The sequence below is a fragment of the Pseudofulvibacter geojedonensis genome (assembly GCF_042675745.1).
GTDB classification, from domain to species: domain Bacteria; phylum Bacteroidota; class Bacteroidia; order Flavobacteriales; family Flavobacteriaceae; genus Pseudofulvibacter; species Pseudofulvibacter geojedonensis.
Genome location: NZ_JBHTJM010000006.1, coordinates 132076 through 157104, shown reverse-complemented (window position 1 = coordinate 157104; position 25029 = coordinate 132076). Strand labels below are relative to the sequence as shown.

Sequence of the window (25029 nt, the reverse complement as noted above, 5' to 3'; positions counted from 1 at the left end):
AAATTAGTAAAAGAATTATGAGTAGCAACGCAGAATTCGGGGGTATTTCGTTTGATTTGCCAAAAAATCAATCAAATGTAATTAAAGTTATTGGAGTAGGTGGAGGTGGTAGCAATGCCATTAACCACATGTTTCAGTTAGGTATTAATGGAGTAGATTTTGTAATTTGTAATACAGATGCGCAAGCTTTACAAAATAGTCCAGTACCTAATAAAATTCAGTTAGGGTTAACTTTAACAGAGGGACTTGGGGCTGGAGCAAACCCAGATGTGGGAGAGCAATCGGCTATTGAGAGTTTTGATGAAATAAAAAATATGTTTGGTCAAAACACCAAAATGGTGTTCATTACTGCAGGAATGGGAGGCGGTACAGGTACTGGTGCTGCACCGATTATTGCAAAAATGGCTAAAGAGTTAGATATTTTAACGGTTGGAATAGTAACTGTTCCTTTTCAGTTTGAGGGAAAAATGCGTAATGCACAAGCTCAAATTGGTGTAGAGAAATTACGAGAAGAAGTAGACTCACTTATTGTTATTAATAACAACAAATTAAGAGAGGTTTATGGTAACTTAGGGTTTAAAGCAGGTTTCTCAAAAGCAGATGAAGTATTAGCTACAGCAGCTAGAGGGATAGCCGAGGTAATAACACATCACTACACACAAAATATTGACCTTAGAGATGCTAAAACAGTATTGTCTAATAGTGGTACTGCAATTATGGGATCAGCAAATGCTTCAGGAGCTAATAGAGCTCAAGAAGCAATTATGAAAGCTTTAGATTCTCCGCTACTAAACGATAATAAGATTTCTGGTGCAAAAAACGTATTGTTGCTAATCGTTTCTGGAACAGAAGAAATTACCTTAGATGAAATAGGCGAAATCAATGATCACATCCAAACAGAAGCTGGTCATAGCGCCAATATCATTATGGGGGTTGGTGAAGATGAGTCATTAGGTGGAGAAGTTTCAGTAACAATTATAGCTACTGGTTTTGACGCAGAACAACAAGATGAAATAGTAAATACTGAGGCTAAAAAAATTGTTCATACTCTAGAAGAAGAACAAAAAGCCGTACAAGTATTATCTGCAGAAAATGTCGTGTCAAAGGTTGAGCTACCCAAACCAGTACAATTAAACGAACAAGTAAAAAAAGCTGAGGAGCCTATAATAAGGCATACATTAATAGAAGATGAATTAATTCCAACAACAGAAGTAATTAAAAATATAGATGTTGTTTATGAAGAGATTCAAACTCCTTTAACAAATTTAGAGCAAGAATTTGTTATAACAGATGTAAACAAATCAGAAGAACAAGCACCTCAAGAAGAGCAAATAGCATTTACTTTTGATATTGCAGCACCAAGTGAAGATACTTCTTCCGAAGATTTATTTGAACCTGTTCAGAATGAGAGTAAGGAAGTTGTTCAAGAGCAAACTCCAGAGAGAGTGGTTTTTGAGTTAACTGATGAAGTAAGTGAAATAGAAGTAAATGATCCAATAGCTGTTGTTCCAGTTACTGAACATAACAAAGAAGGTATTAAACGTTATAGTTTAGATATGCCAGAAGGTGAATTGGATGAGGTAAGTGTGCCAACAGATGAAATTGTTTTTGAAACAAAAACGATAGAGCCAGTAATACAACAAGAGGTTGAGTTATCTGAAACAGAAGCACCTATTGTTACTGAAGAAGAAATAGATCCTTTTAATACTTCTATAGAAGAAACATTAAAGAAACGCGCAGACGAACGCAGAAAGAAATTAAAAGAATTTAATTATAAGTTCCGTCATAATGCTGCTAATATTGATGAAATAGAGAAAGAGCCAGCCTATAAAAGAATGGGAATAGATATTAATGAGAAGACAAACGGAGCAGAAAACATTTCTCGCACTAGTTTAGGAGTTGATTCTAATGATGATATTCAGTTGCGTTCTAACAATTCATTTTTACATGACAATGTGGATTAATATCAAAACTATTTCTGTTAAAAAGCAGCTTTAGATTTGATAAAAAGCTTAATGGAAACCATTGTCAGTAAACCCGAAATAGCAAATGTTATTTCGGGTTTTTATGTTTATCTTAGCGTGTTTAAAAAGGAATAATAACTAAAAACATATTGAGTATACTTAAGTATGTTTTTAAAATAAAGAATATGAGTTTATCAGCAGATATCATGGTAAAAATGAAAGAGGCCATGAAAGCAAAAGATCAAGTTGCACTTACTTCGCTAAGGGCTATAAAAGCGGCAATATTATTAGCACAAACCGAAACTGGGTCTAAAGAAGAATTAACAGAGGATCAAGAAAATAAGATAATTCAAAAGTTAGTAAAGCAACGCAAAGATAGTGCGGCTATATTTACAGAGCAAGGTAGAGAAGATTTGGCAGCACCAGAGTTAGAACAAGCAGCTGTAATAGAGCAATTTTTACCAGAGCAATTAACAGAAGAAGAAATAGAGAAAGTTGTAAGAGGAGTAATAGAAGAAATTGGAGCTGAAGGAATGAAGGATATGGGTAGAGTTATGGGAGCTGCTAATAAACAAATGGCTGGCCAAGCAGATGGAAAAACAATTTCTGTTATAGTAAAAAAACTTCTAAGTTAATTAGTGTTGGTTTACGTTACGACTTAAATTGTATTTAAATATATATTTATAAGACAGGTTTAGATATAATTATAGGCTTTGTAAGAGTGAGTAATTTTTTACTCACTCTTTTTTATTTAGCATCTAGTTTAAAAGTTTGGGTAAGAATTGTTTCTTTAATTCTTTACCAGAAAATTGAAAAAAGATAATTAAGCTAATCAATAATAATATTATAAAGCTTAGCCAAATATTATTTTCAATTCGATTTTGATATTTAAATTTTGGGAGTTGATGGTAATTTTCAAGGGTAAATTTTTGCTCTTTAAAAAGCATAGGTACTAAATGCTCTCTCCACTCGTTAGAAAACTCGTATACTTGTTTTTTATAGTCGTTATAATGCATTTCAGAAGTTCCAGCAATCTTGTTTAATGATTGCCTCATTAATATTGCGGGAGATAAAAATTCAAATATCGAAATTAGCTCTTGTTGTTTTTGTAGCTGTAAATCGTATTTAGCAAGTAAAGGTTCTGTTTTTTTCTCCATCATTTTTTCAGATGCAAAATAGTTATGCCAAAAACTAAACTTTTCCTGGTTATTTTCTTGCGCTAATTCTGGATGGTTACGTAAATATTCATCCATAATTTCATTTTGTTTCTCTTCATTTTCTTTCTTGATTAAACGAATTTCATTAATCATTTTTAACCTTGAAGGTGTAGGGTGTAAAGTACTTCCTATTTGATTAATTGTTGCAGGTAATATGAGTACAATTAATAGCCAAAAACCAATTAATGTTAAAGCATTTTTAGATGAATGGTTAATTTTTATATTGATGATAAATGCTAATACGAACCAAAATAAATTGTATCCAGTTACTAATAATAATAAGCCAATAAGACTATTAATGTCATGTAAAGCATCGATAGAAAAGATAGTAATAGATAAAGTTAGTGTAACTAAGCTTAATATTGTAAAGATTAAAAAACGAATTATACTTTTTTGAAGTAACCATTTAACTGTAGAAACAGGTTGGGCAGATATTAACCTTAGAGTACCTAGTTCTTTTTCTTTTGATAAAATATTATAAGTAAAAGCTATAATTAATAGTGGTAGAATAAAAATGATTACAAATGATAAATCAAAATTTCCAAATAATAATTGAACTGGATTTACCATTTCAGGGTAATCTAAAGCAAAGTTGTTTCCGTAAACAGTAGGGCTTTTAAAGTGAGTATACATATCACTTTGTCCAGTAGCAAGAAACGAGAAGTTATTTGGCTTCATTATAGCTAAACGTGGGTTTCGGTAACCTATAGTCATGGGTTCTGAGGGTAACCTCCAATAGGGTTCATCTACTTTTTCACCTTTTTCCAACTTAGAAAGTGTAGATAGCATTATACTGTCTTTCTCTTCAAGCTGACTTTGTGCGTTTGCAATATCTTTATTTCTTTTGCTTATACCTTTATTTCCATTGTAGTTAGCAAAAAATATTGGTAGGCTAATGCAAATAATTAATATTAATAACCAATTACTTCTTAGATGTAATTTGATTTCATATAATAAATTGTTTAGAAACATGTGTTATATTTTTTTAGAAGAAATGATTAATCCAGTAAAAGAAATAACAAACCATAATACTAAAAATATTAAGTTTTGTTTGTTTTCTTTTAATATCTCTGAGAGAGTAGGTGGGGTAAAATTAAATTTAGGAAGTTGTTTAAATTTATCTGTACTCATTTTATACCCTCGTTCTCCAAATTTCGAATTGTCTTTAATGTCATAATTTAAAAATTGTTGTTTTTGAATACGGTATTTTTCAGCTGCGGCAGTAAATTTCCAATGTAAGTTATCGCTGGTATTAGCTACTTCCATAGACAAGAACCTTATAGGTATAAAAGGAGATAAAAATGATAAGTTTTGGTAGGCATTATTTTGTTTTACACTTATATCTTTTAAAATACCATAATGCTTTTCATAAATCTTAGCTTCATGTTCTTCTCCTTTTTGCATTCTGTAACCAGCATAGTTAAATGGTAATTGGCTAATGCTGTCTACTCCATATTCTTTTAATGTTTCTTCTTCTAGTTTTTTTGCGGCTTTATTCCAAGGGTTATGGCCATCTAAACCTTCTTTTTTGTCTTTTGTAATGCGTTCACTAAATTCTAACTTAGAAGGGTAAGGATGTTTATCGTTGGCAATATTAGTAGCAATTTTGGGTGTAATAAAGCAAAATACAATCCAAATAACTAAACTAATTACTAATGATTTTCCAGAAGATTTACTCCATAAAGAAACTAATACAGTAATAGTTGTTATTATTAAGTAGTAAAATAAATAGATAGCAAAAAGAGTTAGTAAACTGTACCAGTTAAAAAAGGTTAAATTGTTTAAGTTAGATAGCGTTAAACCAATAAAGAGAAAAACTATAGAAGTTAAAATAAAGATAGGTGTAAAAGTGGCTAACCATTTTCCTAAAACTAACTTTATAGACTGAATACCTTGACTTTTTAATAAAAGTATTGTTTGATGCTCTAATTCTTTTGTATAGGTGTTGTATCCAATTAAAATTATTATCAGTGGAAATAAATAAATTAAAACAAAATTAATTGAGAGTGTTCCAAAACGAGTTAAGCTTGTTTGATCACTAGCTTCGCTAAAAGAGGCTTCATTTCTGTTGTGTGCCTCTAAAAAAATAGAATTTCCGGTATACTTTGTTACTCCATAGTCAAATAAAGATAATGCAAATTTTGGCTTGAATGCATATGTTCCATAGTGTGCAGCTGAGTGAGGATTTTTCTCATCTTGAGTTTCCCATATATTACGTTCTTTATCTACGGATTCTGCATATTGTTGATTACTTTTTTGATATTGATTTATACCGGTTACAGTAGCGATAATTAATAAAATACAAGAAATAATTATAGCTATTTTAAAACGACCATCTCGTATAAGTTCTTTCAGTTCTTTAAAAATAATATTTAACATTTTAATTTACATTTTTAAAGTTCATAATATCTAGATAGATTTTTTCAAGTTCACTTAATGATAATTCTGAAGTATTTGAATAATTCTCTAGAATGCCTGAGCGCATTATACCGATGTGAGTGCTCACTTCTTTTGCTCTAAATAAATCATGTGTCGCCATAAGAATGGCTACACCATTATTTTTCATTTTGTTAAGTAAAGAGATGAATTCGTTGCTTGATTTTGGGTCTAAACCAGAAGTAGGCTCGTCTAATAATAAAACTTTCGAATTTTTTGCAATAGCTAATGCTATTCCAACTTTTTGACGCATACCTTTAGAAAAGGTTCTTACTCTTTTTTTAAGAGCTTCTTTTTCTAAACCAGCCTCTATTAAATATTGTTCTAATTTTTTTTGAGAAAAACTTTTTCCAGAGAGTTTAGTAAAATAATTTAAATTTTCTATTGCTGTTAATGTTGGGTATAACATTAAGTTTTCAGGAATATATGTAAGGAATTGCTTGGTTTTTATGGGGTTTTTAGAGACATCTAAACCATTTATTTCTGCATTGCCAGATGTTGGTTGAATGAAGTTTAAAAGGATGTTTATTGTGGTAGACTTTCCTGCTCCGTTAGCACCTAATAGACATAAAATTTCTCCTTCTTTTACAGAAAAAGATAAATCGTTTACAGCAGTAAAATCACCATAATTTTTAGTAATGTTTTTTATTGTAATCATAATCGGGGTTGTTAAATTAATAAGTAGGTAGTTTAATTTAAAATAAAGTTTCTTGATAAGAAACGTTCAAATTTGCTACCTTAAATTTTTCTATGATAAATTTTAGTATTGATCTCTACTAAATCCCAATACCAATGATCAATAATTTATCTTTTTTACTTCTTTTGTTTTAGAATTAAATAGTTATTAAAAATTAATAATTGCTAAAATAAAAATAATATTTTATTGCAACATTGTTGCGTTTGTGTTTTTTTGTTTATTTTTGGCATAGAAAGAAGCCAAAGAACTTTGTAACTGTTTAATTAAAGAATTGAGTATAATAACAAGTTTTAGTAGTTTTTATCGTATAATGTAAGGGTAATTTTTTAAATTAAATCAAAACTAATTAACTAATACTTGATTGTTTATGAGAGTGAATCTAAATTACAGATTCACTCTTTTTTTTGGAAAAAGGTGTAGTAAATCGAAGTTTGTTAACTTCTAAAAAAGATATGTTTATTATTATGAGAAGTTTTCTAGAGTAATTTTTCTAACCTTTTTACTCAAATAGTTAATTTCTTTATATCCAGTGTGTTCTAAAATAATAATTGTTAAGTCATCTTTAGGATATTGAATAAGACCTGTTCTAAATCCATTCCAATTGCCATTATGGTAAATGGTGTTTTGTTTACGATTAATTCTAAAGCCAAAACCATAAGGTATTTTTCTACCGTATTTAGTTTCTCCTTCAGAATACATTAAATTTAATGATTCTTTAGAAATAAGTTTTCCTTTATTTAAACCTACAATCCACTTGTATAAGTCTTCGCTAGTAGCGTAAACATTTTTATCTCCAACAATAGCATCGTTTATAGTATTTCCAATTTTTATGTGTTTCCAACCCCTAAATAGTCTGTATCCGTTTAATTGATTTTTCCTAATTGTATCATTTTGATAGCTGTAAACAAATGAATTTTTCATGCCCAATTTGTCAAAAATATTTTTTTTAACAAAGGATCTAAAATCAGTTTTAGAAACTTTTTCAACAATACTCGCTAATACAAAATATCCAGTATTAGAGTAATCAAATTTAATTCCAGGTTTATAAAATCGTTGTACATTACTAGACGATAATAAATCCATCATTTCACTGTTGCTAGGAGGATATTCTTTGTTCCATTTGTGTTCAGCTATCCAAAAATATTTAGGTAAGCCAGCTGTATGATTGAGTAGGTTTTTTATGCTTACATTTTTATATGGAAAAGAAGGGAAGTATTTGTTTACTGAATCGGTAAGTTTAATTAGTTTTTTCTCATATAGCATCATTATAGCAGCAGCAGTAAACTGTTTGCTTACTGAAGCAAGTTGAAAAACAGAAGAATTATTAATGGTAGCTCGCGTTTTAAAATCTTTATAACCGACATGGTTGTTATAGATTATTTTATGGTCTTTAGCAACTAATATAGAACCGTGAAAGTTATGTCGTTTATTAATTCTTTTTAATAAAGAATCTAATTTATGTTTAACGACCTGAGTTTTGTTTAAAGGATAATACTCTGTTTTTATGGTTTTGTTCTCTTCAATAGGAGGAGCAATAGTATTTGGGGTGGAAATTTCTACCGAGGAGGTTTGATTAGAATTCAGCTTATTGCTAAGCATAAAACTGCTTAAAATAACAACAATAGCAATTACTATATAATTAATATAAGTTTTCAAGGTTGGTTGGGGTTAATAAGAAAAGATCACAAAATAATAATCTGTTATTAGTATTCAAAATTATTCTTTATTTTTTGAGCTAATGAGTGTTAATTATTTTAGAAAGTTTAAAGATGTAATTATTTCCTTATCTTGCCATTAATGAATAATAATGAAGCAATAATTACAATGATATTACTATTCCTTCTAGGTTTGGGTTTGGTGTTATTGGTAATTTATTTAGGTTTAAAGTTAATAGATGTAATCTATATAAATGTTTTTAAAAGACCGTTATGGGTTCATTTTTATTGGTATAAGAAGAGACTTAATAAAAAGCAACAACAAATTTTAAAAGAAAAGTTTACATTTTACAATAAACTTTCTAGTCTCAATAAGAAACGATTTGAACATAGGGTTATTCGGTTTGTAGGCGATAAAGAGTTTATAGCGAGAGAGGGATTGATTCTAGATGATGAAAAAAAACTGCTGATTGCAGCTACAGCAGTAATGTTGACTTTTGGAATGAGAGATTATCTAATACCTATTATAGAAAAAGTAATAGTTTATCCAGATGTTTTTTATTCTACTATAAATCAAGAAGATCACAAAGGAGAGTTTAACCCAATGCTAAGAGCTTTGGTACTATCGTGGAAAGATTTTGAGGAAGGTTTTAGAATAGATGATGATAATTTAAACCTTGGTATACACGAGATAACCCATGCTATACATATTAATAGTATTAAGCGGACTGACACTGCATCTGTTATTTTTTCTGATGGTTTTTATGAGCTGCAGCAATTGCTGTTAAATGAAAATGTAAAGACTAGAATAATGGAGTCTTCTTATTTTAGAGATTATGCTTTTACTAATAAGTTCGAGTTTTTAGCGGTTGTATTAGAGAACTTTATTGAATCTCCAGATGAGTTTAAAGGACAGTTTCCGTTAGTGTATAAAAAAATAAGGCAAATGTTTAATTTTAGGTTTGCAGGATATTAAAATTGTTGATATTCAAAAAGAATTGAACGGTGAATATCAGTGCTATCAATTTTGTTTCGTATAACATATTGGTCAATTCTTATAAGGGTATCATTTTTATAAATATATTTATCTCTGTCTATATAAAGCTTTTCTTCTGTTTTTCTATATCGGTCTTTTATGATTAATTTGTTATCCTTATCATAAGTGTATAAAAAGTTGCTATTTTCTGTGGTTACTTTGGTTATTTTTTTTTGTTTGTTATATGTGTAGGAAATTGGATTTTTGGGGTCACGTATGTCTTTGATGAGAAGTCCATTTTTATAAATCCTTTTTCTGTTTTTCCTTTTTACCCTTGTTTTCGTATAAGTGATTAGAGTATCTAAATGCTTCCAGCGACGATGTTTTATCTTTATTGAGTCAACTTTTTTTTTACCATAATAAATATACATGGTTCTATTTTTGTTGGAACTCAAAAAAGTTTTGCCTTTATAGTCGAAGTATGGTTCTTTTAAATCATAATTTCTAACAACAATATTCCCATATAAATCAGATTTGTATAAGCCACTTTTATATTTAGTAGTTGTTTCATAAATAAATTTATATTTAGTTTTAGGATTATAAAAATATTTGGTTCTAATATAATCTACTTCAAAGGTGTCTATGTCAACTTGAGAAAAGGAATAGGTGAAGAGAAATAAAAGAATTAAAACAATGTATTTTTTCAATATTATGATTTTAGCTGGTCAATATAAAACGAAAAGGCGAAACCAATATTGTTTCGGCTTTATTATTTTTAGAATTTTATATTACTTTAAGAGTTAGCAACTTTTCTTAAGTTGCTAATAGTTGCTTTTTGATCATCCGATTTAAAAACAAAACTACCTGCTACCAAAACATCGGCACCAGCATCAGTAAGTTTTTTTGCATTTTTATCGTTAACACCACCATCAATTTCAATTAAGGTGTTAGCTCCTTTTTCGGTAATTAAAGCTTTTAGTTTTTTAACCTTATCATAGGTGTTTTCTATAAAAGATTGCCCTCCAAAACCAGGGTTTACACTCATAATACAAACCAAATCAATATCATTAATAGTGTCTTCTAAAACATTAATGTTGGTATGAGGGTTTAGAGCTACTCCAGCTTTCATACCTGCAGCTTTAATAGCTTGAAGTGTTCTGTGCAAATGAGTACAAGCTTCGTAGTGAACGGTTAATATATCTGTTCCTAAATCTGCAAAAGTTTGAATGTACCTATCTGGATCTACAATCATTAAATGTGTGTCGATAGTTTTATTAGCGTGTTTACTAATAGCTTTTAGTACAGGCATTCCAAAAGAGATATTTGGAACAAAAACACCATCCATTATATCTATGTGAAACCAATCAGCTTCACTATTGTTAACCATTTCTACATCACGTTGTAAGTTTCCAAAATCTGCAGCTAATACAGAAGGAGCAATTAATTTAGTACTCATTGTTAAGTTGTTTGTTGTGGTGACAAAGGTAGTAATTAAGTGAGAAGTAATAAGATGTATTGAAAAGATTTAGAATAAAAAAACTCCGGTAATCAGCCGGAGTTCATCATCAATCAAAAAACGAACAGTTTTAATTCTCTGGCGAGAACATAATACCGTCCTTATCGTAACTTAGTATTATCCTAAGTATGTTTTTAGTATTCTACTTCTAGAAGTATGTTTTAATCTTCTAATGGCTTTTTCTTTAATTTGTCTAACACGTTCTCTAGTTAAGTCGAAAGTTTCTCCAATTTCTTCCAAAGTCATTGGATGTTGATCTCCTAAACCAAAATATAAACGTACAACATCTGCTTCACGAGGTGTAAGAGTTTCTAAAGCTCTTTCAATCTCAGTCTTTAAAGATTCGTGTAATAATTCTCTGTCTGGGTTTGGCGATTCGCCAGAACGCAATACATCGTATAAGTTAGAATCTTCTCCTTCTACTAATGGAGCATCCATAGATACATGACGACCAGAATTCTTCATAGATTCTTTTACGTCATTAATAGTCATGTCTAATTCCTTAGCAATTTCTTCTGCAGAAGGAACACGCTCATGAGCTTGCTCTAAAAATGCATAGGTCTTGTTAATTTTATTAATAGACCCAATTTTGTTTAATGGTAAACGTACAATTCTAGATTGTTCAGCTAATGCTTGCAAAATAGACTGACGTATCCACCATACCGCGTAAGATATAAATTTAAATCCACGAGTTTCATCAAAACGTTGAGCGGCTTTAATTAAACCTAAGTTTCCTTCGTTAATTAAGTCAGGTAAGGTTAAACCTTGGTTTTGATATTGTTTTGCTACCGATACTACGAAACGTAAGTTTGCTTTGGTTAATTTTTCTAAAGCAATTTGGTCACCAGCTTTAATTCGCTGTGCTAACTCTACTTCTTCATCGGCTGTAATTAAGTCAACTTTTCCTATTTCTTGTAAATACTTGTCTAAAGATGCAGTTTCCCTGTTGGTTACCTGCTTTGTAATTTTAAGTTGTCTCATTAAAAATCCTCCTGATATTATTGTTCTGTTGCTTACGCATATAGTTATACGTTTAACTTTAAGAAAATGTTACAAAAAAGTTGCTAAATTTCTCTTTTTTTCTTATAATAAGTTGATATACAGTGTTTTTTATTCGAAATTTAATACCGTAAAGGTATTTGTTAATTGTATTAAGGCATCTGTTTATTGATTAGCATTATTAAAAAGTGCCTTAGCTTTTTTAAAAGCGTATTTTTTGATTTCACTAAAAACGATATTAGAGACCATATAATAAATAAAAAACGCCCCGATAATCGAGGCGTTTTTTTATTTATGTTAAGCATCCTTTTTAGGAGCTTCTTTTCTTTCTGGTCTTGGTGGACGAGGTAATAATGCTTTTCTAGAAACTTTTTCTTTTCTAGTTTTTGGGTCAACTCCAAAATATTTAACATCTAATACGTCACCTAAGTTAACAACGTCAGAAACATTGTTTGTACGTTCCCAAGCTAATTCAGAAATATGTAATAATACTTCGTTTCCTGGTGCTTCTACATATTCTACAACAGCTCCAAAGTCTAACATCTTAACAACTTTTACTTCGTAAACGCTTCCTTTTTCAGCTTTAAAAGTAAGTGCTGCAATTCTTGATAATACTTGATCTATACCTTCTTGGTTAGTACCTAATATTTCAACAATACCTTCTTCAGTAACAGGATCTTCGTTTATAACGATAGTTGTTTCTGTTTCTTTTTGTAATTCCTGAATATTTTTACCTCCAGGTCCAATTAATGCTCCAATAAAATCTCCAGGTATGTTTGTAGTAACCATTTTCGGAGCGTGAGCTTTAACGGTTTCGTTTGGTTGAGCAATTGTATCAGTTAATTTTTCTAAGATATGTAAACGACCATCTCTAGCTTGTTTTAAAGCTTTTACTAAGATTTCATAAGATAATCCTTTAATCTTAATATCCATTTGGCAAGCAGTAATACCATCTGCAGTACCAGTCACTTTAAAGTCCATATCCCCTAAGTGATCTTCATCTCCTAAGATATCAGATAAAACCGCATAGTTATCACCATCAGAAATTAATCCCATAGCAATTCCAGAAACTGGTTTTTTCATTTGAACTCCAGCGTCCATTAATGCCATAGTTCCAGAACATACAGTAGCCATAGAAGAAGAACCGTTAGATTCTAATACTTCAGAAACTACACGAACTGTATATGGACAATCATCTGGTATCATACCTTTTAAAGCACGTTGAGCTAAGTTTCCGTGTCCTATTTCTCTACGAGAAGTACCTCTTAAAGGTCTTGCTTCTCCTGTTGAGAAAGGAGGGAAGTTATAGTGTAAATAAAATTTCTCTTCACCTTGAATAGTTGGAGAATCTAACATATTAGCATCTCTAGAAGTTCCTAAAGTAACGGTTGCTAATGCTTGAGTTTCTCCTCTAGTAAATACAGAAGATCCGTGAGTACGCGGTAAATAATCTACTTCACACCAAATTGGTCTAATGTCTGTAGTTTTACGTCCGTCTAAACGCAAACCTTCATTTAATGTTAAATCACGAACAGCAGCTTTGTGAGCTTTGCTAAAATATTTACCAACTAAGTCGCCATATTCTTCTAGTTCTTCTTCAGTAAATAGTGCTTTAACTTCATCTTTAACTTCAGAAAAAGCTAAACCTCTTTCTTGTTTAGAAGTTCCTTTTTTAGCAATATCGTAGCACTTTTGATAAGTAGCTTCGTGTATTTTTGTAGCTAACTCTTCGTTAACTTCTTCAGTTTCGTATTCTCGAGTTTCTTTTTTACCTGCAGCTTCTGCTAAACGAACTTGAGCATCGCACTGAACTTTAATAGCTTCGTGTGCTACTTTAATAGCATCTGCCATTTCTTCTTCAGAAACTTCGTCCATTTCACCTTCTACCATGGCAACGAAATCGTTAGAAGCACCAACCATTAAGTCCATGTCAGCTTCTTCTAATTGAGTATAACTAGGGTTAACGATGAACTCTCCATTTACTCTAGCAACTCTTACTTCTGAAATAGGTGCTTCAAAAGGAATGTCTGATAATTGGATTGCTGTAGAAGCTGCTAAACCAGCTAAAGCATCAGGCATTACATTTTCGTCATGAGACATTAACTGAATCATAACCTGAGTTTCTGCGTGGTAATCTTTAGGGAATAAAGGTCTTAATACACGGTCTACTAAACGCATAGTTAAGATTTCTTCATTACTTGGTCTTGCTTCACGCTTCATGAAACCTCCTGGGTATCTTCCTGCTGCAGCAAATTTTTCTCTATAATCTACCGTAAGTGGTAAAAAATCGATTCCTGGGTTAGCTGATCTTGCAGATACAACTGTAGCTAATAACATGGTGTCTCCCATTCTAACAACAACAGACCCGTCTGCTTGCTTAGCTAATTTTCCAGTTTCCAGTGTGATGGTTCTTCCATCTCCCAACTCTATAGTTTGGGTAAATACTTTTGGAATCATAAAATTCTTTAAAATTATTAATTAAACATAGGTCGTTGTGTTGTTGTAGTTGTTGTGAGACCAATGAAAAACTAATACAAATACTTTTTAGCTGTCATTACTGTTTGCTTTTCAGCTAACTAGTTTTATCTAGTAACGACGAAACGATAAAACTATATAAAATAAAAAGAGGCGCGCAGGCGCCTCTTTTAGTAAGATTATTTTCTTAATCCTAATTCTTTTATAATAGCACGATATCTTAAGATATCTTTCTTCTTTAAGTAATCTAATAAGCTTTTTCTTTTACCTACTAATTTTACTAGAGAACGCTCTGTGTTAAAATCTTTACGGTTTTGCTTTAAGTGCTCTGTTAAATGGTTAATTCTGTAAGTGAATAACGCAATTTGTCCTTCAGCAGAACCAGTGTTTTTTGCTTCTCCTCCGTGCTTAGCGAAAATCTCAGCTTTTACTTCTTTAGTTAAATACATGCTAATATTATTTATAATGATTTTTATGTACAGATAATGGTTTTCATTATCAGGAGGCAAATATAGAGGTTTTTTTAAAAACTACCTATTTAGAGTAAAAGATTTGATTGTAAATTAAACCTTTTGTTACTACACGAGTCTTAATTATAGAATGCATAGCATTTAAAGGTTGGTTTTTAAAACAAACGCCCCACTTAATAGTGAGGCGTTTGTTGTATATATACGATAAGTAATTATCTAACGTTATTATTTAGTATTAAATCTAAATATAAGTTTACCTTATCTTTTAACTCTTTTCTAGGAGTAATGAAGTCTAAGAAACCATGTTCTAAAACAAACTCTGCAGATTGAAAGCCATCAGGAAGTTCTTTTCCTGTAGTATCTTTTACAACTCTTGGTCCGGCAAAACCAATTAAAGCTCCAGGTTCAGAGATATTAATATCTCCTAACATCGCGAAAGAAGCGGTAGTACCTCCAGTTGTAGGATCTGTACATAAAGAAATGTAAGGTATTTTAGCTTCTGCTAATTGAGCTAATTTAGAAGATGTTTTAGCTAATTGCATTAATGATAATGCAGCTTCCATCATTCTAGCTCCTCCAGATTTTGAAATCATTAAAAAAGGAATATTGTTTTTTAAGGAATGATCTGCAGCACGAGCAATTTTTTCTCCAACAACAGAACCCATAGAACCTCCAATAAAGCTAAAGTCCATACAAGCTACAACTAAATCTTTTCCTTTAGATTTACCTACAGCAGTACGAACAGCGTCTTTTAATCCGGTTTTTTTCTGAGCAGCTTTTAAACGATCTGGATATTTTTTCTTATCCTCAAATTTTAATGGGTCTTTTGAAGTTAAATTTTCATCTAACTCTGTAAATTCATTATTGTCAAATAATATCTCAAAATATTCGTTACTACCAACTCTAACATGGTATCCGTCTTCTGGACTCACATAAAAATTAGCTGCTAACTCTTCAGTATCAACAATTTTACCAGTTGGTGTTTTATACCATAATCCTTCAGGAGTGTCTCTCTTTTCTTCTGTAGAAGTTTGGATTCCTTTTTCTTTTCTTTTAAACCAAGCCATATTTATCTAAATAAGTGAACCTAATTACAAAGGTACTCGTTTTTTATAATGTGTTAATATTGTTTAAATCTTCAAAAGATTTAGTTAATCTAGCTTTAAAAGTTTTTTCACCTTCTCTAAGCCATTTTCTAGGGTCGTAATATTTTTTGTTTGGTAACTCTTCTCCCTCTGGGTTACCTATTTGAGTTTGTAAGTAATCTTTCTTTTCTAAAATATAATCTCTTACTCCTTCTGTAAAAGCAAATTGTAAATCGGTGTCAATATTCATTTTTACTACACCATAACCAATTGCTTCTCTAATTTCTTCTAGAGTAGATCCTGAACCTCCGTGAAAAACAAAGTCAATAGGATTATGGTCTAAATCATACTTTTCTTGAATAAATTCCTGAGAGTTTTTTAAGATTTTTGGAGTCAATACAACATTACCAGGTTTGTATACTCCATGAACATTTCCAAAAGCTGCAGCAATAGTAAATTGATCACTAACTTTACTTAATTCTTCATAAGCATAAGCCACTTCTTCTGGTTGTGTATACAGTTTAGAAACATCGACATCTGAATTGTCTACTCCATCTTCTTCTCCTCCTGTAATACCTAATTCGATTTCTAAAGTCATACCTATTTTACTCATGCGTTCTAGGTATTTTTTGCAGATTTCGATATTCTCTTCAATAGGTTCTTCAGATAAATCAATCATATGAGAACTATAAAGAGATTTTCCTGTTTCGGCATAATGCTTTTCGCTAGCGTCTAATAACCCATCGATCCAAGGTAATAGTTTTTTAGCAGCATGATCTGTATGTAAAATTACAGGAACGCCATAAGCTTCAGCTAATAAATGAACATGTTTAGCACCAGCAACGGCTCCGGCAATAGCTGCTTTTTCATTTTCGTTAGATAAACCCTTTCCAGCATTAAATTGAGCTCCACCGTTTGAAAATTGAATAATAACAGGAGAATTAACTGCTGCTGCTGTTTCTAAAACAGCATTTACACTGTCTGAACCAACTACGTTAACTGCAGGTAGAGCAAAACCTTTTGATTTTGCATATTTGAAAATTTCTTGTACTTCTTTGCCTGTAGCAACTCCAGGTTTTATATTATGACTCATTTCTCTTTAGTTGTGTTTTTCTTGAAAATAGATGACAAATGTAATAAAATAACTTGGGCTAGAAAGGATAATTTATACCAAGGTTATAAACAGCATTTTTAAAATTATAATTAGTAAGCCATTTTTTGTTATTTAGGTATGGTTCATAGGTTTTAAAGCCTGTGTCAAAACGTAGTAAAAAGAAACCAAAATCATAGCGTAACCCTATTCCAGATCCAATGGCTAACTCGCTTAAATCTTTTAAAGATGTAAAACGATACGATTCATCTTCTACATTATCTAAAACATTCCAAATATTCCCAATATCTGTAAAAAGAGCTCCTTTCATATCGCCAAAAACATTAAACCTATACTCAGCATTTAAGGCTATTTTCATGTTAGCTTCGTTAAATTCGAAAAAACTACCACTAATACCAGGGCCTAATCCGTATGCTTTCCAAGCTCTATTATCGTTAGCTCCTCCTGCAAAGAAACTTTTAGCAAAAGGGATAGAGTTGGAGTTTCCGTATGGAATAGCAATCCCGAAAAAACTTCTTAAAGCAATAATATTATCTCTAGATAAATCCCAGTACTTTATAATATCTAATTCGGTTTTTATAAATTGTGAATATTCAACATTAAATAATTCATATCTATCATCACTGTTTTTTTGCAAACCAAGTAAGTTAGATAGGCTAGCTAAAGAATTCCCTGCCAACTCTAATTTCGCACCAAAACGGGTAAAATGATTGTCTAAAAGATTGGTTCTTGTGTTATGAATATAAGAGAAACTAGAACCAAAAATCAAGTTGTTTTCTGTTAGCCTTTGTCTTCTCTCTTCTATATTGCTAATTTCTTGAAATGTACTACCAGATATTAAATCAGAAACTGATGTGGGTAAGTTTCCTGATAGAGCATCAAAGATAAATTGATCTACACCTTCTGGGATACTTAAGTTTTCTGTAGTATATGTGCTATTAATAGCAATTTGATTTATGGAAGAGTATGAACTTTCATAAACACTAAAATAATTATTAGGATTTAGGTTTCTAACAAATTGTGCATTAAATAAATCAAATCGGATCGTTTTTTTACTTGAAGGAAACCAACGATAATTAAAGGCTCCCGAAAAAGTTCTTTTATCTAAACCAATATTAGTTTGGTTACTTGCACCCAAACTAATTCGTGTAGTTGGGTTCATAGTGTTAGGAATTATTTTATTGGTTTTTACTGGGAATAAAATCCTAGGGAATGATAGTTTTAAATCAGCCCCAAGTTCTCGAATATCAAAAAATTCATCTTTAGAATCTGAAGCATCTTTAGAAGCGCCAATTGATCCTCTAAAAGCTAACTCTAAATTTTCTGCGCCTCTAAAAACATTACGAGCTAAGATAGAAGTACTAAATGCAAGTCCAACATTTTGAATATTATTATGTAAAGCATCAATTCCGGCATCCAAACTAAACTTTTTTAAAGGAGTTAAAAGTACGTTGGCAATTAGGTTTGTGTTAGTACTATCGCTAGGATCTAGAGTGTATTTAATGTTAGGGTATTTAAAAGTCCTAAGGTTGTTGAGTTGCCTAAGAGTTTGAGATTTGTCAATATCTCTATAGATACTTCCTTTATGAATTGCAATAGCATTCGAAAGTGCTTTAGGTTTGTAACGTTGCTTGTCAAAGCTAAAAAAGTTGTGATTGTTATAACTAGCAGAGTCTGTTATCGCTTTACCTTTGTTTTTGTATGTAAAATCGGTAAAAACATTAACCTCACTAATTTTATATGTTTTATATGGTTCTTTGTAAGTAGAATCTATAGTTCTTGTTTTCTTATCTTTAATAATTAAATCCACCCACATAGTTTTAGCAATAGAATCATGCCAACTATCAAAAAAAATACTTTCTTTTTCAAATGTATAAAAACCAGAGTTACGCATGATATTATTAATGCGCTCACGTTCGTTAATTAAACTAGTATGGTTGTATTGCTTGTTAAGTTTTATAAAAGAACTCTTTTTGTATATGGAATAGACAGAATCAACAGCTTTTGAACTAATGTTTTGACTAATAGAATCTATTATATACGGTTCGTTAGTTTCAATAGAGTAATTAACTTTTGCTTTTTTATGGTCAAAATAGTCTATAGTATAATTTGTTTTAGCATCTCTCCAGCCGTTTTGAGAATAATATTTATCAATATTCGATATTGTTTTTTTTATCAAAGAGCTATCTATAATTGCGGGAGGTTCACCAGATTTCTGTAGCCATTTGTGAATGTTGGTAAAAGAATTTTGCAATCTAATAGTCTGTTTTTTAGAAAGCATTTTATATAAGCGCTCCTTTCTTTTTGGTTTTTTGTTCAGCCAAGAAACAAAAGCAGAATCAGGATTCTTATGTGCTAAATTATAAATATGGGCTCTTAATGGAAACCATAAAAAATCGGCGTTTTTTTTAGGTTTTATGATGCTTTTTATGGGACTGTTTTTAGAAGTTTTTCCGTCAATAGTTACTAAATTTTCAGTAAGAAGGTTTTCATTTTCTTTTAAATCTTTTGTAATACTACAAGAGCTTATTATAAAAATGAAAATAGATAGAAATATTTTTAATATAGGTAATTTCAATAGTACGGTTCTAAATACAGATCAAAAATACATTTTTCCAAATTAAATAAATAGTTAAAACTTGGCTAGTTGCTTTTATTTTTTTCTTTTGAATTTAATGTATTGCTTAAAATATTAATTACTTTGTATTTTTATTAAATAGGAGATCTATGTTAAGTAAAAACACTATAAAATTAATAACGAGTTTAAAACAAAAAAAGTACCGCTACCAGCATCGTTTATTTGTTGTAGAGGGTAAAAAAACAATATTAGAGTTTTTGGCTTCAGATTTTGTTTTAGAGTCTTTGTATACAGTAGTGGATTTAGGAATAGATCAACAACAATTTATTACCGAAAAAGAATTACAGCGTATAAGTTTTTTAAAAAATACTAATTCAGCTTTAGCGATTTTTAAATTTAAAAAAGAGGAGAGTATTGAACAGAGTGGACTGATTATTGGTTTAGATAATATAAGAGATCCGGGTAATCTAGGTACAATTATTAGGTTGTGTGATTGGTTTGGTGTTACTCAATTGCTATGTAATAAGGAGACGGTAGATTGCTTTAATCCTAAAGTGGTTCAAGCTACTATGGGGTCTTTAACAAGAGTAAATGTGTCTTATTTAGATTTAAAAACTTTCTTAAAGGGTTATAAAAAAACAGTTTATGGAACATTTATGAGTGGAGAGAGTATTTACTCTATGGAAGGAAGAATAGAAGATGGTTTGGTTATAATGGGTAATGAAGCTAATGGTATAAGTGAAGAAGTAGAACAATTTATAAATTATAAAATAAGCATACCTCGATTTGGTAAATCTCAATTAACCGAGAGTTTAAATGTTGCAACTGCCACAGCAATAACCTTAAGTGAGTTGAAAAGGAAAGCTATTGAAATGTAAAATTGATAAAGAATCCTCTAGTTTTCATACTTGCAATATTACTTGTCCAAGGACTATTAGGATCTTTGTCTTTAACTAATTCATCGCTTACAGCGAATACACCTCTTATAGAAGGGGTAAATTTAAAGTAATGTGTATAAAAATCAATTCCAAATCCTAGTTCTAAAAAAGTAGGATTAGTTTTCATTCTAAACTTTCCTGCTAAATTATCATCGTCACTTTTTTCATTACTTGATAAGTTAATAGCTGTTGATGCACCTGCTAGAACAAAAGGTTTAAAGTTTCCGAGACGCTTGGTGCTAAATTTTAATAATAAAGGAAAGTATACATAAGTAGATTTTACTTCTCTTTCTGAATTAACAGTGTCAGTAAAATCTAAATCAATTGTAGTGTAGCTCTCTGGGTAAGTCAAAGTTCTGGTTGTAAATGTTAACCCAGGTTCAAAGCGTAAATCAACATGTTTTCCTAGTTTCATATTCCCAATAAGTCCAACATTAAAACCAGTTCCAGACTTCACTTCAATGTCTTTATGATTGTTAGTTCTATAGTTAAATAGAAAATCTAAGCTGTTAAAACCTAAATAATATCCATAAGATAAAAACTGGTTGTCTATATCGCCTCTACCACCTCTTGCGTCATTTTTTAACTTATAATCCGAAAAAACTTGACCAAAAGTAATATTAGAAATACATAGAAATATGATGAAAACTGTTGCTTTTTTCATTAGTAAAGGAACTTAGCTTTTTTTAGATGAAACATAAATAGAGGCAACTCCAAAAGTTTGGGGTATATCTTTAACATCTATAAACCCAATTTTTCTTAAAATATTGTTCAACTTTTCTCCATAAGGGAAATTTGCGGCAGATTCAGATAAATACCCGTAAGCTTTTTTGTCTTTAGAGAATAGTTTACCTACCAGAGGCAATATAATATTACAATGAAATTGATATCCCTGTTTAAAAGGAAACTTTGTAGGAACAGAAGTTTCTAATATTACAAATCTACCATTAGGTTTAAGTACTCTTAGGATTTCTGATAAACCTTTTTCTAGTGTTTCAAAGTTTCTAACTCCAAAAGAAACGGTTATTGCATCAAAAGTATTGTCTTCAAAAGGAAGTTTTTCAGAATCTCCAACAACTAATTGTATTCTGTTAGATAGTTTTTTTTGCGTAACCTTTTCTTTACCCACATTAAGCATCCCTTCAGATATATCTAATCCTACTATTTTCTTTGCTTTGGTTTTTTCTGCCATCATAATGGCTAAATCACCCGTTCCAGTTGCTATATCCAAAATGCTTTCTGGTTTGATATCGTTAACCAAGTTGACAACATTTTTCCTCCAGCTTTGATCTATTCCTAAAGAAATTACTCGGTTTAAACCGTCATATTCTTTAGAAATGTTGTCAAACATTTGGGTAACTTGCTTTTTTTTACCTAATTCAGAATCTTTGTATGGTGTAATGTTTTCAGACATTCTAGAAGATTTTAGACAAAACTACGATTAATAATTTGCTTACTAAAATCAATTAATAACTTAAGTGTTAATAATGTTTGTTAAAAAACATATCTTTGTAGTTAGCTTTTGAGTAAAAAGTGACACAAAAATCTTAAAACAACCGTGAAGATAATAATAGCAGGAGCAGGAGAAGTGGGTTTTCATTTAGCAAAACTACTGTCTTATGAATCGCAAGATATAACACTTGTTGATTGTAATAAAGAAAACTTGTCTTATGCAGATAATCATTTAGATATTAAAGTAATTAAAGGAGATGCTACTTCTTTAGCAGTGTTGAAAGAAGCAAGAATATCTTCTTCAGATTTATTAATATCTGTAACGTCTTCAGAAACTATAAATATTACTATTTGTGCAATAGCTAAGCAACTTGGAGCGAAAAGAACTATAGCTAGAATTTCTAACACTGAGTTTATTGATAATACCGATGATATCCAATTTTCTAGTTTAGGTATAGACGAATTAATTTCACCAGAAGCTTTAGCAGCAGATGAAATAGAATTATTGTTGAATGAATCTGCATTTAATGAACGTTTTGATTTTGAAGACGGAGCCTTAACAATGTTGGGGCTTAATATTTCTAGAACTGCACCTTTCGTAGGGAAAGCAGTTAAAGATGCTGCCAAAATATTCTCAGAAGTTCACTTTATGCCTATTGCCATCCAAAGATTTGGTACTCAATATACCGTTATACCTAGGGGCGATACAGTTATAAAAGAAGGAGATCAGGTGTATTTTATAACTTCTGCTGGAGGAGTAGAAGAATTGTACAAGCTATCTGGTAAGATAAAAGAGTCTATAAATGATGTAATGATTTTAGGGGGGAGTAATATAGGCTATAAAACAGCAAAAAGCTTATGTGAGCATAAGTTTAATGTAAAGCTTATTGAGAAAAGAAAAGATAGAGCTTTTGAAATAGCAGATGAACTACCTCAAACCTTAGTAATACATGGTGACGGAAGAAATGTTGAATTATTAGAAGAAGAAAGCATTGAAGATATGGATGCTTTTGTTGCTGTTACAGGTAATTCAGAAACCAATATTATGTCTTGTCTAATGGCTAAAACTAAAGGAGTTAAGAAAACAGTTGCTTTGGTTGAGAATATGGATTATTTCCAATTATCTCAATCTATTGGGGTAGATACTTTAGTTAATAAAAAACTAATAGCAGCGAATGCAATCTTTAGATATATTAGAAAAGGAGAAGTAATAGCTTTTACTCAGTTAAATAACTTAAATGCCGAATTATTAGAGTTTGAAGTAAAAGAAAAATCTAAAGTGTGTAATAAATTTATAAAAAACTTAGATTTTCCTAGATCTGCAATTATTGGTGGTGTAATTAGAGGAGATGAAGGTTTGATAGCTTTAGGGAATTTTAAAATACAAGCTAAAGATAAAGTGGTTGTTTGTTGTTTACCTCATTCAATATCTAAAGTCGAAAAATTATTTTTATAATCTTCATACAGTGAAAAAACTTAACGGTAAAATTATTTTTCATATCATGGGGCTTCTGTTGCTTTTTAATGGAGGTTTTATGTTGATAGCTGCGTTGGTAAGCTTTCTCTATAAAGATGGAGTTACTTTAGAAATATCATTGGCAGGTTTGGTTTCTTCTGCTATTGGAGGTTTGCTAATGTTTGTAACTAAAGACCATAAAAAAGAAATTAAAAAGAGAGAAGGGTATTTAGTTGTGGCTTTGGGGTGGTTGTTAATGACTTTTTCTGGAACCTTTCCGTATTTGTTTACAAATGCAATTCCTAATTTCACGAATGCTTTTTTTGAAACCATGTCTGGTTATACCACAACCGGAGCTTCAATTTTAAGTGATATAGAAGTCTTACCTAAAGGTGTTTTGTTTTGGAGGAGTATGACTCATTGGCTAGGAGGAATGGGGATTATAGTTTTAGCAATAGCAATTTTACCATTATTGGGTATTGGTGGAATGCAATTATTTGCTGCTGAAGCACCTGGTCCTAGTGCAGATAAATTGCACCCTAGAATTACCGATACAGCCAAACGTTTATGGTTAATATACTTGGTTTATACTGTTGCTGAAACAATTTTGTTAAAACTAGCAGGTATGAATTTGTTTGATGCAATGAATCATTCACTCTCCACATTGTCTACAGGAGGTTTTTCAACAAAAAATGCAAGTGTTGCATATTGGAATGATAAGCCTTTAATACAGTATATTATTATTGTTTTTATGTTTCTTGCGGGAACCAACTTTGTTTTAAGTTATTTTGCGTTTAAAGGGAAAGTTCAAAAAATAATAAAAGACGAAGAATTTAGGTTTTATAGCGTCTTTATATTGCTGTTTATAGGGTTGTGTACTTTCGTAATATATAAGGACGCTCATGTAGAAGTGTCTGATTATCATCCGCAAATATTTGGAGAATTGGAATCGGCTTTTAGGCACTCAGCATTTCAAATTATAGCAGTAATTACAACTACAGGTTTTGTATCTGCAGATTTTACTAACTGGACTCCTTTTTTAACAGTATTCTTTTTTGGGTTGATGTTTGTAGGTGGGTCAGCAGGTTCAACAGCAGGAGGTGTAAAAGTTGTTAGGCATTTAATTATGGTAAAAAATGGCTTTTTTGAGTTTAAAAGAACATTGCACCCAAATGCAATTATACCTGTGCGCTATAATAAAAAATCGGTTTCTAAAGAAATAGTCTTTAATATATTAGCTTTCTTTATCTTATATATGTTATTGTTTATAGGCGGGGCGCTAGGATTAGGTTTTCTAGGTTTAGATTTTGAATCAGCAATAGGGGGAGCGGTATCTAGTTTGGGTAATGTTGGGCCAGCATTTGGAACGTTAAATCCGTTAGCTAATTTTGGTCACTTACCTGTTTTGGCTAAATGGTGGTGTGCATTTTTAATGCTGCTAGGTAGGTTAGAATTATTTACGGTTTTAATTGTAATTACTCCGTTTTTTTGGAGGAATAGGTAGAAGTTTTTATTTCAATTGTCTTATACCTTCGTAAACAACAATGCTAACTGCGTTAGCTAGGTTGATGCTTCTAATTTGCTGACTGTGTAATGGTATTTTAAAAAGGTTTTTAGCATGTTCTTCAAGAATTTTTTTTGAAAGTCCTTTAGATTCTTTTCCAAATATTAAAAACATTCCATCTTGGTAATTTATATCGTAATACTCTTGTGTACCGTGGCTGGATAAAAAAGCCATTGGTTGGTCTTTATTGATTTCAAGAAACTCTTCAAAGTTTTCGTATATAGTTAATGTAATATGTTTCCAATAGTCTAAGCCTGCTCGTTTTAATCTACTGTCGGTAATTTCAAAACCAAAAGGTTTTATTAAGTGTAAGTTGGCTCCAGCAGCAAGGCTTAATCTACCAATGTTTCCTGTGTTGGTATGAATTTCTGGTTCTACAAGTACTATATTAAGCGCCATTATTTTTTGAAAAAAAAGCCTTACATAGTGTTTACTAGTAA

General features: G+C 30.9%; 21 protein-coding genes. 6 read left to right on the top strand and 15 right to left on the bottom strand.

The features are described 5' to 3' along the window. Positions 1 to 17: 17 nt before the first annotated feature. Both ftsZ and ACFQ1O_RS05700 read left to right on the top strand, forming a co-directional pair. Positions 18 to 1964 carry a cell division protein FtsZ gene (gene ftsZ / locus ACFQ1O_RS05705; RefSeq protein ID WP_377714251.1) on the top strand — a complete coding sequence of 649 codons (1947 nt, stop codon included), beginning with the start codon at positions 18 to 20 and terminating at the stop codon, positions 1962 to 1964. A gap of 185 nt (positions 1965 to 2149) precedes the next feature. Beyond that, entirely contained in the window at positions 2150 to 2599 is a 450-nt protein-coding gene (locus ACFQ1O_RS05700) for a GatB/YqeY domain-containing protein (protein ID WP_377714249.1), read from the top strand. Positions 2600 to 2722: 123 nt separating this feature from the next. On the opposite strand, the gene ACFQ1O_RS05695 is transcribed toward ACFQ1O_RS05700, so the two are convergent. The 4 genes from ACFQ1O_RS05695 to ACFQ1O_RS05680 form a co-directional block, all read right to left on the bottom strand. Beyond that, complete coding sequence (locus tag ACFQ1O_RS05695) at positions 2723 to 4153, bottom strand: DUF3526 domain-containing protein (protein WP_377714247.1); 1431 nt, start codon at positions 4151 to 4153, stop codon at positions 2723 to 2725. 3 nt (positions 4154 to 4156) lie between these two features. Then, on the bottom strand, positions 4157 to 5560 hold the full coding sequence (locus tag ACFQ1O_RS05690) for an ABC transporter permease (RefSeq protein ID WP_377714245.1): 1404 nt from the start codon (positions 5558 to 5560) through the stop codon (positions 4157 to 4159). Position 5561: 1 nt separating this feature from the next. After that, positions 5562 to 6275, bottom strand: a complete 714-nt coding sequence (locus ACFQ1O_RS05685) for an ABC transporter ATP-binding protein (RefSeq protein ID WP_377714243.1) — start codon at positions 6273 to 6275, stop codon at positions 5562 to 5564. A 501-nt stretch (positions 6276 to 6776) separates the two neighbouring features. Further along, the gene (locus ACFQ1O_RS05680; protein ID WP_377714241.1) at positions 6777 to 7970 is read right to left on the bottom strand and encodes a serine hydrolase domain-containing protein; all 1194 of its coding nucleotides are present in this window, start codon (positions 7968 to 7970) and stop codon (positions 6777 to 6779) included. A 168-nt stretch (positions 7971 to 8138) separates the two neighbouring features. Here ACFQ1O_RS05680 and ACFQ1O_RS05675 point away from each other — a divergent pair, with 168 nt between their 5' ends. Further along, positions 8139 to 8945 carry a zinc-dependent peptidase gene (locus ACFQ1O_RS05675; RefSeq protein WP_377714239.1) on the top strand — a complete coding sequence of 269 codons (807 nt, stop codon included), beginning with the start codon at positions 8139 to 8141 and terminating at the stop codon, positions 8943 to 8945. Here ACFQ1O_RS05675 and ACFQ1O_RS05670 read toward each other — a convergent pair. The 8 genes from ACFQ1O_RS05670 to tamL all read right to left on the bottom strand — a co-directional run bounded on the left by ACFQ1O_RS05670 (position 8942) and on the right by tamL (position 19179). Next, positions 8942 to 9652 (bottom strand): hypothetical protein, encoded by a 711-nt coding sequence (locus tag ACFQ1O_RS05670; protein WP_377714237.1) that lies wholly within the window; start codon positions 9650 to 9652, stop codon positions 8942 to 8944. The two genes, ACFQ1O_RS05675 and ACFQ1O_RS05670, sit on opposite strands and share 4 nt — an antisense overlap. Positions 9653 to 9738: 86 nt before the next feature. Then, positions 9739 to 10401, bottom strand: coding sequence for a ribulose-phosphate 3-epimerase (gene rpe, locus ACFQ1O_RS05665; protein WP_377714235.1), 663 nt, complete (start codon positions 10399 to 10401; stop codon positions 9739 to 9741). 177 nt (positions 10402 to 10578) lie between these two features. Further along, positions 10579 to 11442 (bottom strand): sigma-70 family RNA polymerase sigma factor, encoded by an 864-nt coding sequence (locus tag ACFQ1O_RS05660; protein WP_377714233.1) that lies wholly within the window; start codon positions 11440 to 11442, stop codon positions 10579 to 10581. A 315-nt stretch (positions 11443 to 11757) separates the two neighbouring features. Next, positions 11758 to 13917: a polyribonucleotide nucleotidyltransferase gene (locus ACFQ1O_RS05655; RefSeq protein WP_377714231.1), complete on the bottom strand. Its 2160-nt coding sequence runs from the start codon at positions 13915 to 13917 to the stop codon at positions 11758 to 11760. A 197-nt stretch (positions 13918 to 14114) separates the two neighbouring features. After that, positions 14115 to 14384: a 30S ribosomal protein S15 gene (gene rpsO / locus ACFQ1O_RS05650; RefSeq protein WP_377714229.1), complete on the bottom strand. Its 270-nt coding sequence runs from the start codon at positions 14382 to 14384 to the stop codon at positions 14115 to 14117. A 233-nt stretch (positions 14385 to 14617) separates the two neighbouring features. Beyond that, positions 14618 to 15472, bottom strand: a complete 855-nt coding sequence (gene accD / locus ACFQ1O_RS05645; RefSeq protein WP_377714227.1) for an acetyl-CoA carboxylase, carboxyltransferase subunit beta — start codon at positions 15470 to 15472, stop codon at positions 14618 to 14620. 43 nt (positions 15473 to 15515) lie between these two features. Beyond that, positions 15516 to 16583, bottom strand: coding sequence for a class II fructose-bisphosphate aldolase (fbaA, locus tag ACFQ1O_RS05640; protein ID WP_377714225.1), 1068 nt, complete (start codon positions 16581 to 16583; stop codon positions 15516 to 15518). A 58-nt stretch (positions 16584 to 16641) separates the two neighbouring features. Further along, positions 16642 to 19179: a translocation and assembly module lipoprotein TamL gene (tamL, locus tag ACFQ1O_RS05635; RefSeq protein WP_377714223.1), complete on the bottom strand. Its 2538-nt coding sequence runs from the start codon at positions 19177 to 19179 to the stop codon at positions 16642 to 16644. 149 nt (positions 19180 to 19328) lie between these two features. On the opposite strand from tamL, the gene ACFQ1O_RS05630 reads away from it, so the two are divergent. After that, complete coding sequence (locus ACFQ1O_RS05630; protein WP_377714221.1) at positions 19329 to 20057, top strand: RNA methyltransferase; 729 nt, start codon at positions 19329 to 19331, stop codon at positions 20055 to 20057. On the opposite strand, the gene porT is transcribed toward ACFQ1O_RS05630, so the two are convergent. Both porT and ubiE read right to left on the bottom strand, forming a co-directional pair. After that, positions 20044 to 20781 carry a type IX secretion/gliding motility protein PorT/SprT gene (porT, locus tag ACFQ1O_RS05625; RefSeq protein ID WP_377714219.1) on the bottom strand — a complete coding sequence of 246 codons (738 nt, stop codon included), beginning with the start codon at positions 20779 to 20781 and terminating at the stop codon, positions 20044 to 20046. The two genes, ACFQ1O_RS05630 and porT, sit on opposite strands and share 14 nt — an antisense overlap. Before the next feature lie 12 nt (positions 20782 to 20793). Further along, positions 20794 to 21531 (bottom strand): bifunctional demethylmenaquinone methyltransferase/2-methoxy-6-polyprenyl-1,4-benzoquinol methylase UbiE, encoded by a 738-nt coding sequence (gene ubiE, locus ACFQ1O_RS05620; RefSeq protein WP_377714217.1) that lies wholly within the window; start codon positions 21529 to 21531, stop codon positions 20794 to 20796. 144 nt (positions 21532 to 21675) lie between these two features. Here ubiE and trkA point away from each other — a divergent pair, with 144 nt between their 5' ends. After that, positions 21676 to 23025: a Trk system potassium transporter TrkA gene (gene trkA / locus ACFQ1O_RS05615; protein WP_377714215.1), complete on the top strand. Its 1350-nt coding sequence runs from the start codon at positions 21676 to 21678 to the stop codon at positions 23023 to 23025. A 46-nt stretch (positions 23026 to 23071) separates the two neighbouring features. Beyond that, a complete protein-coding gene (locus tag ACFQ1O_RS05610) occupies positions 23072 to 24529 on the top strand; it encodes a TrkH family potassium uptake protein (protein ID WP_377714788.1) in 1458 nt (485 codons plus the stop codon). Positions 24530 to 24535: 6 nt separating this feature from the next. On the opposite strand, the gene ACFQ1O_RS05605 is transcribed toward ACFQ1O_RS05610, so the two are convergent. Continuing rightward, positions 24536 to 24988, bottom strand: coding sequence for a tRNA (cytidine(34)-2'-O)-methyltransferase (locus ACFQ1O_RS05605; protein WP_377714213.1), 453 nt, complete (start codon positions 24986 to 24988; stop codon positions 24536 to 24538). Positions 24989 to 25029: the final 41 nt, after the last annotated feature.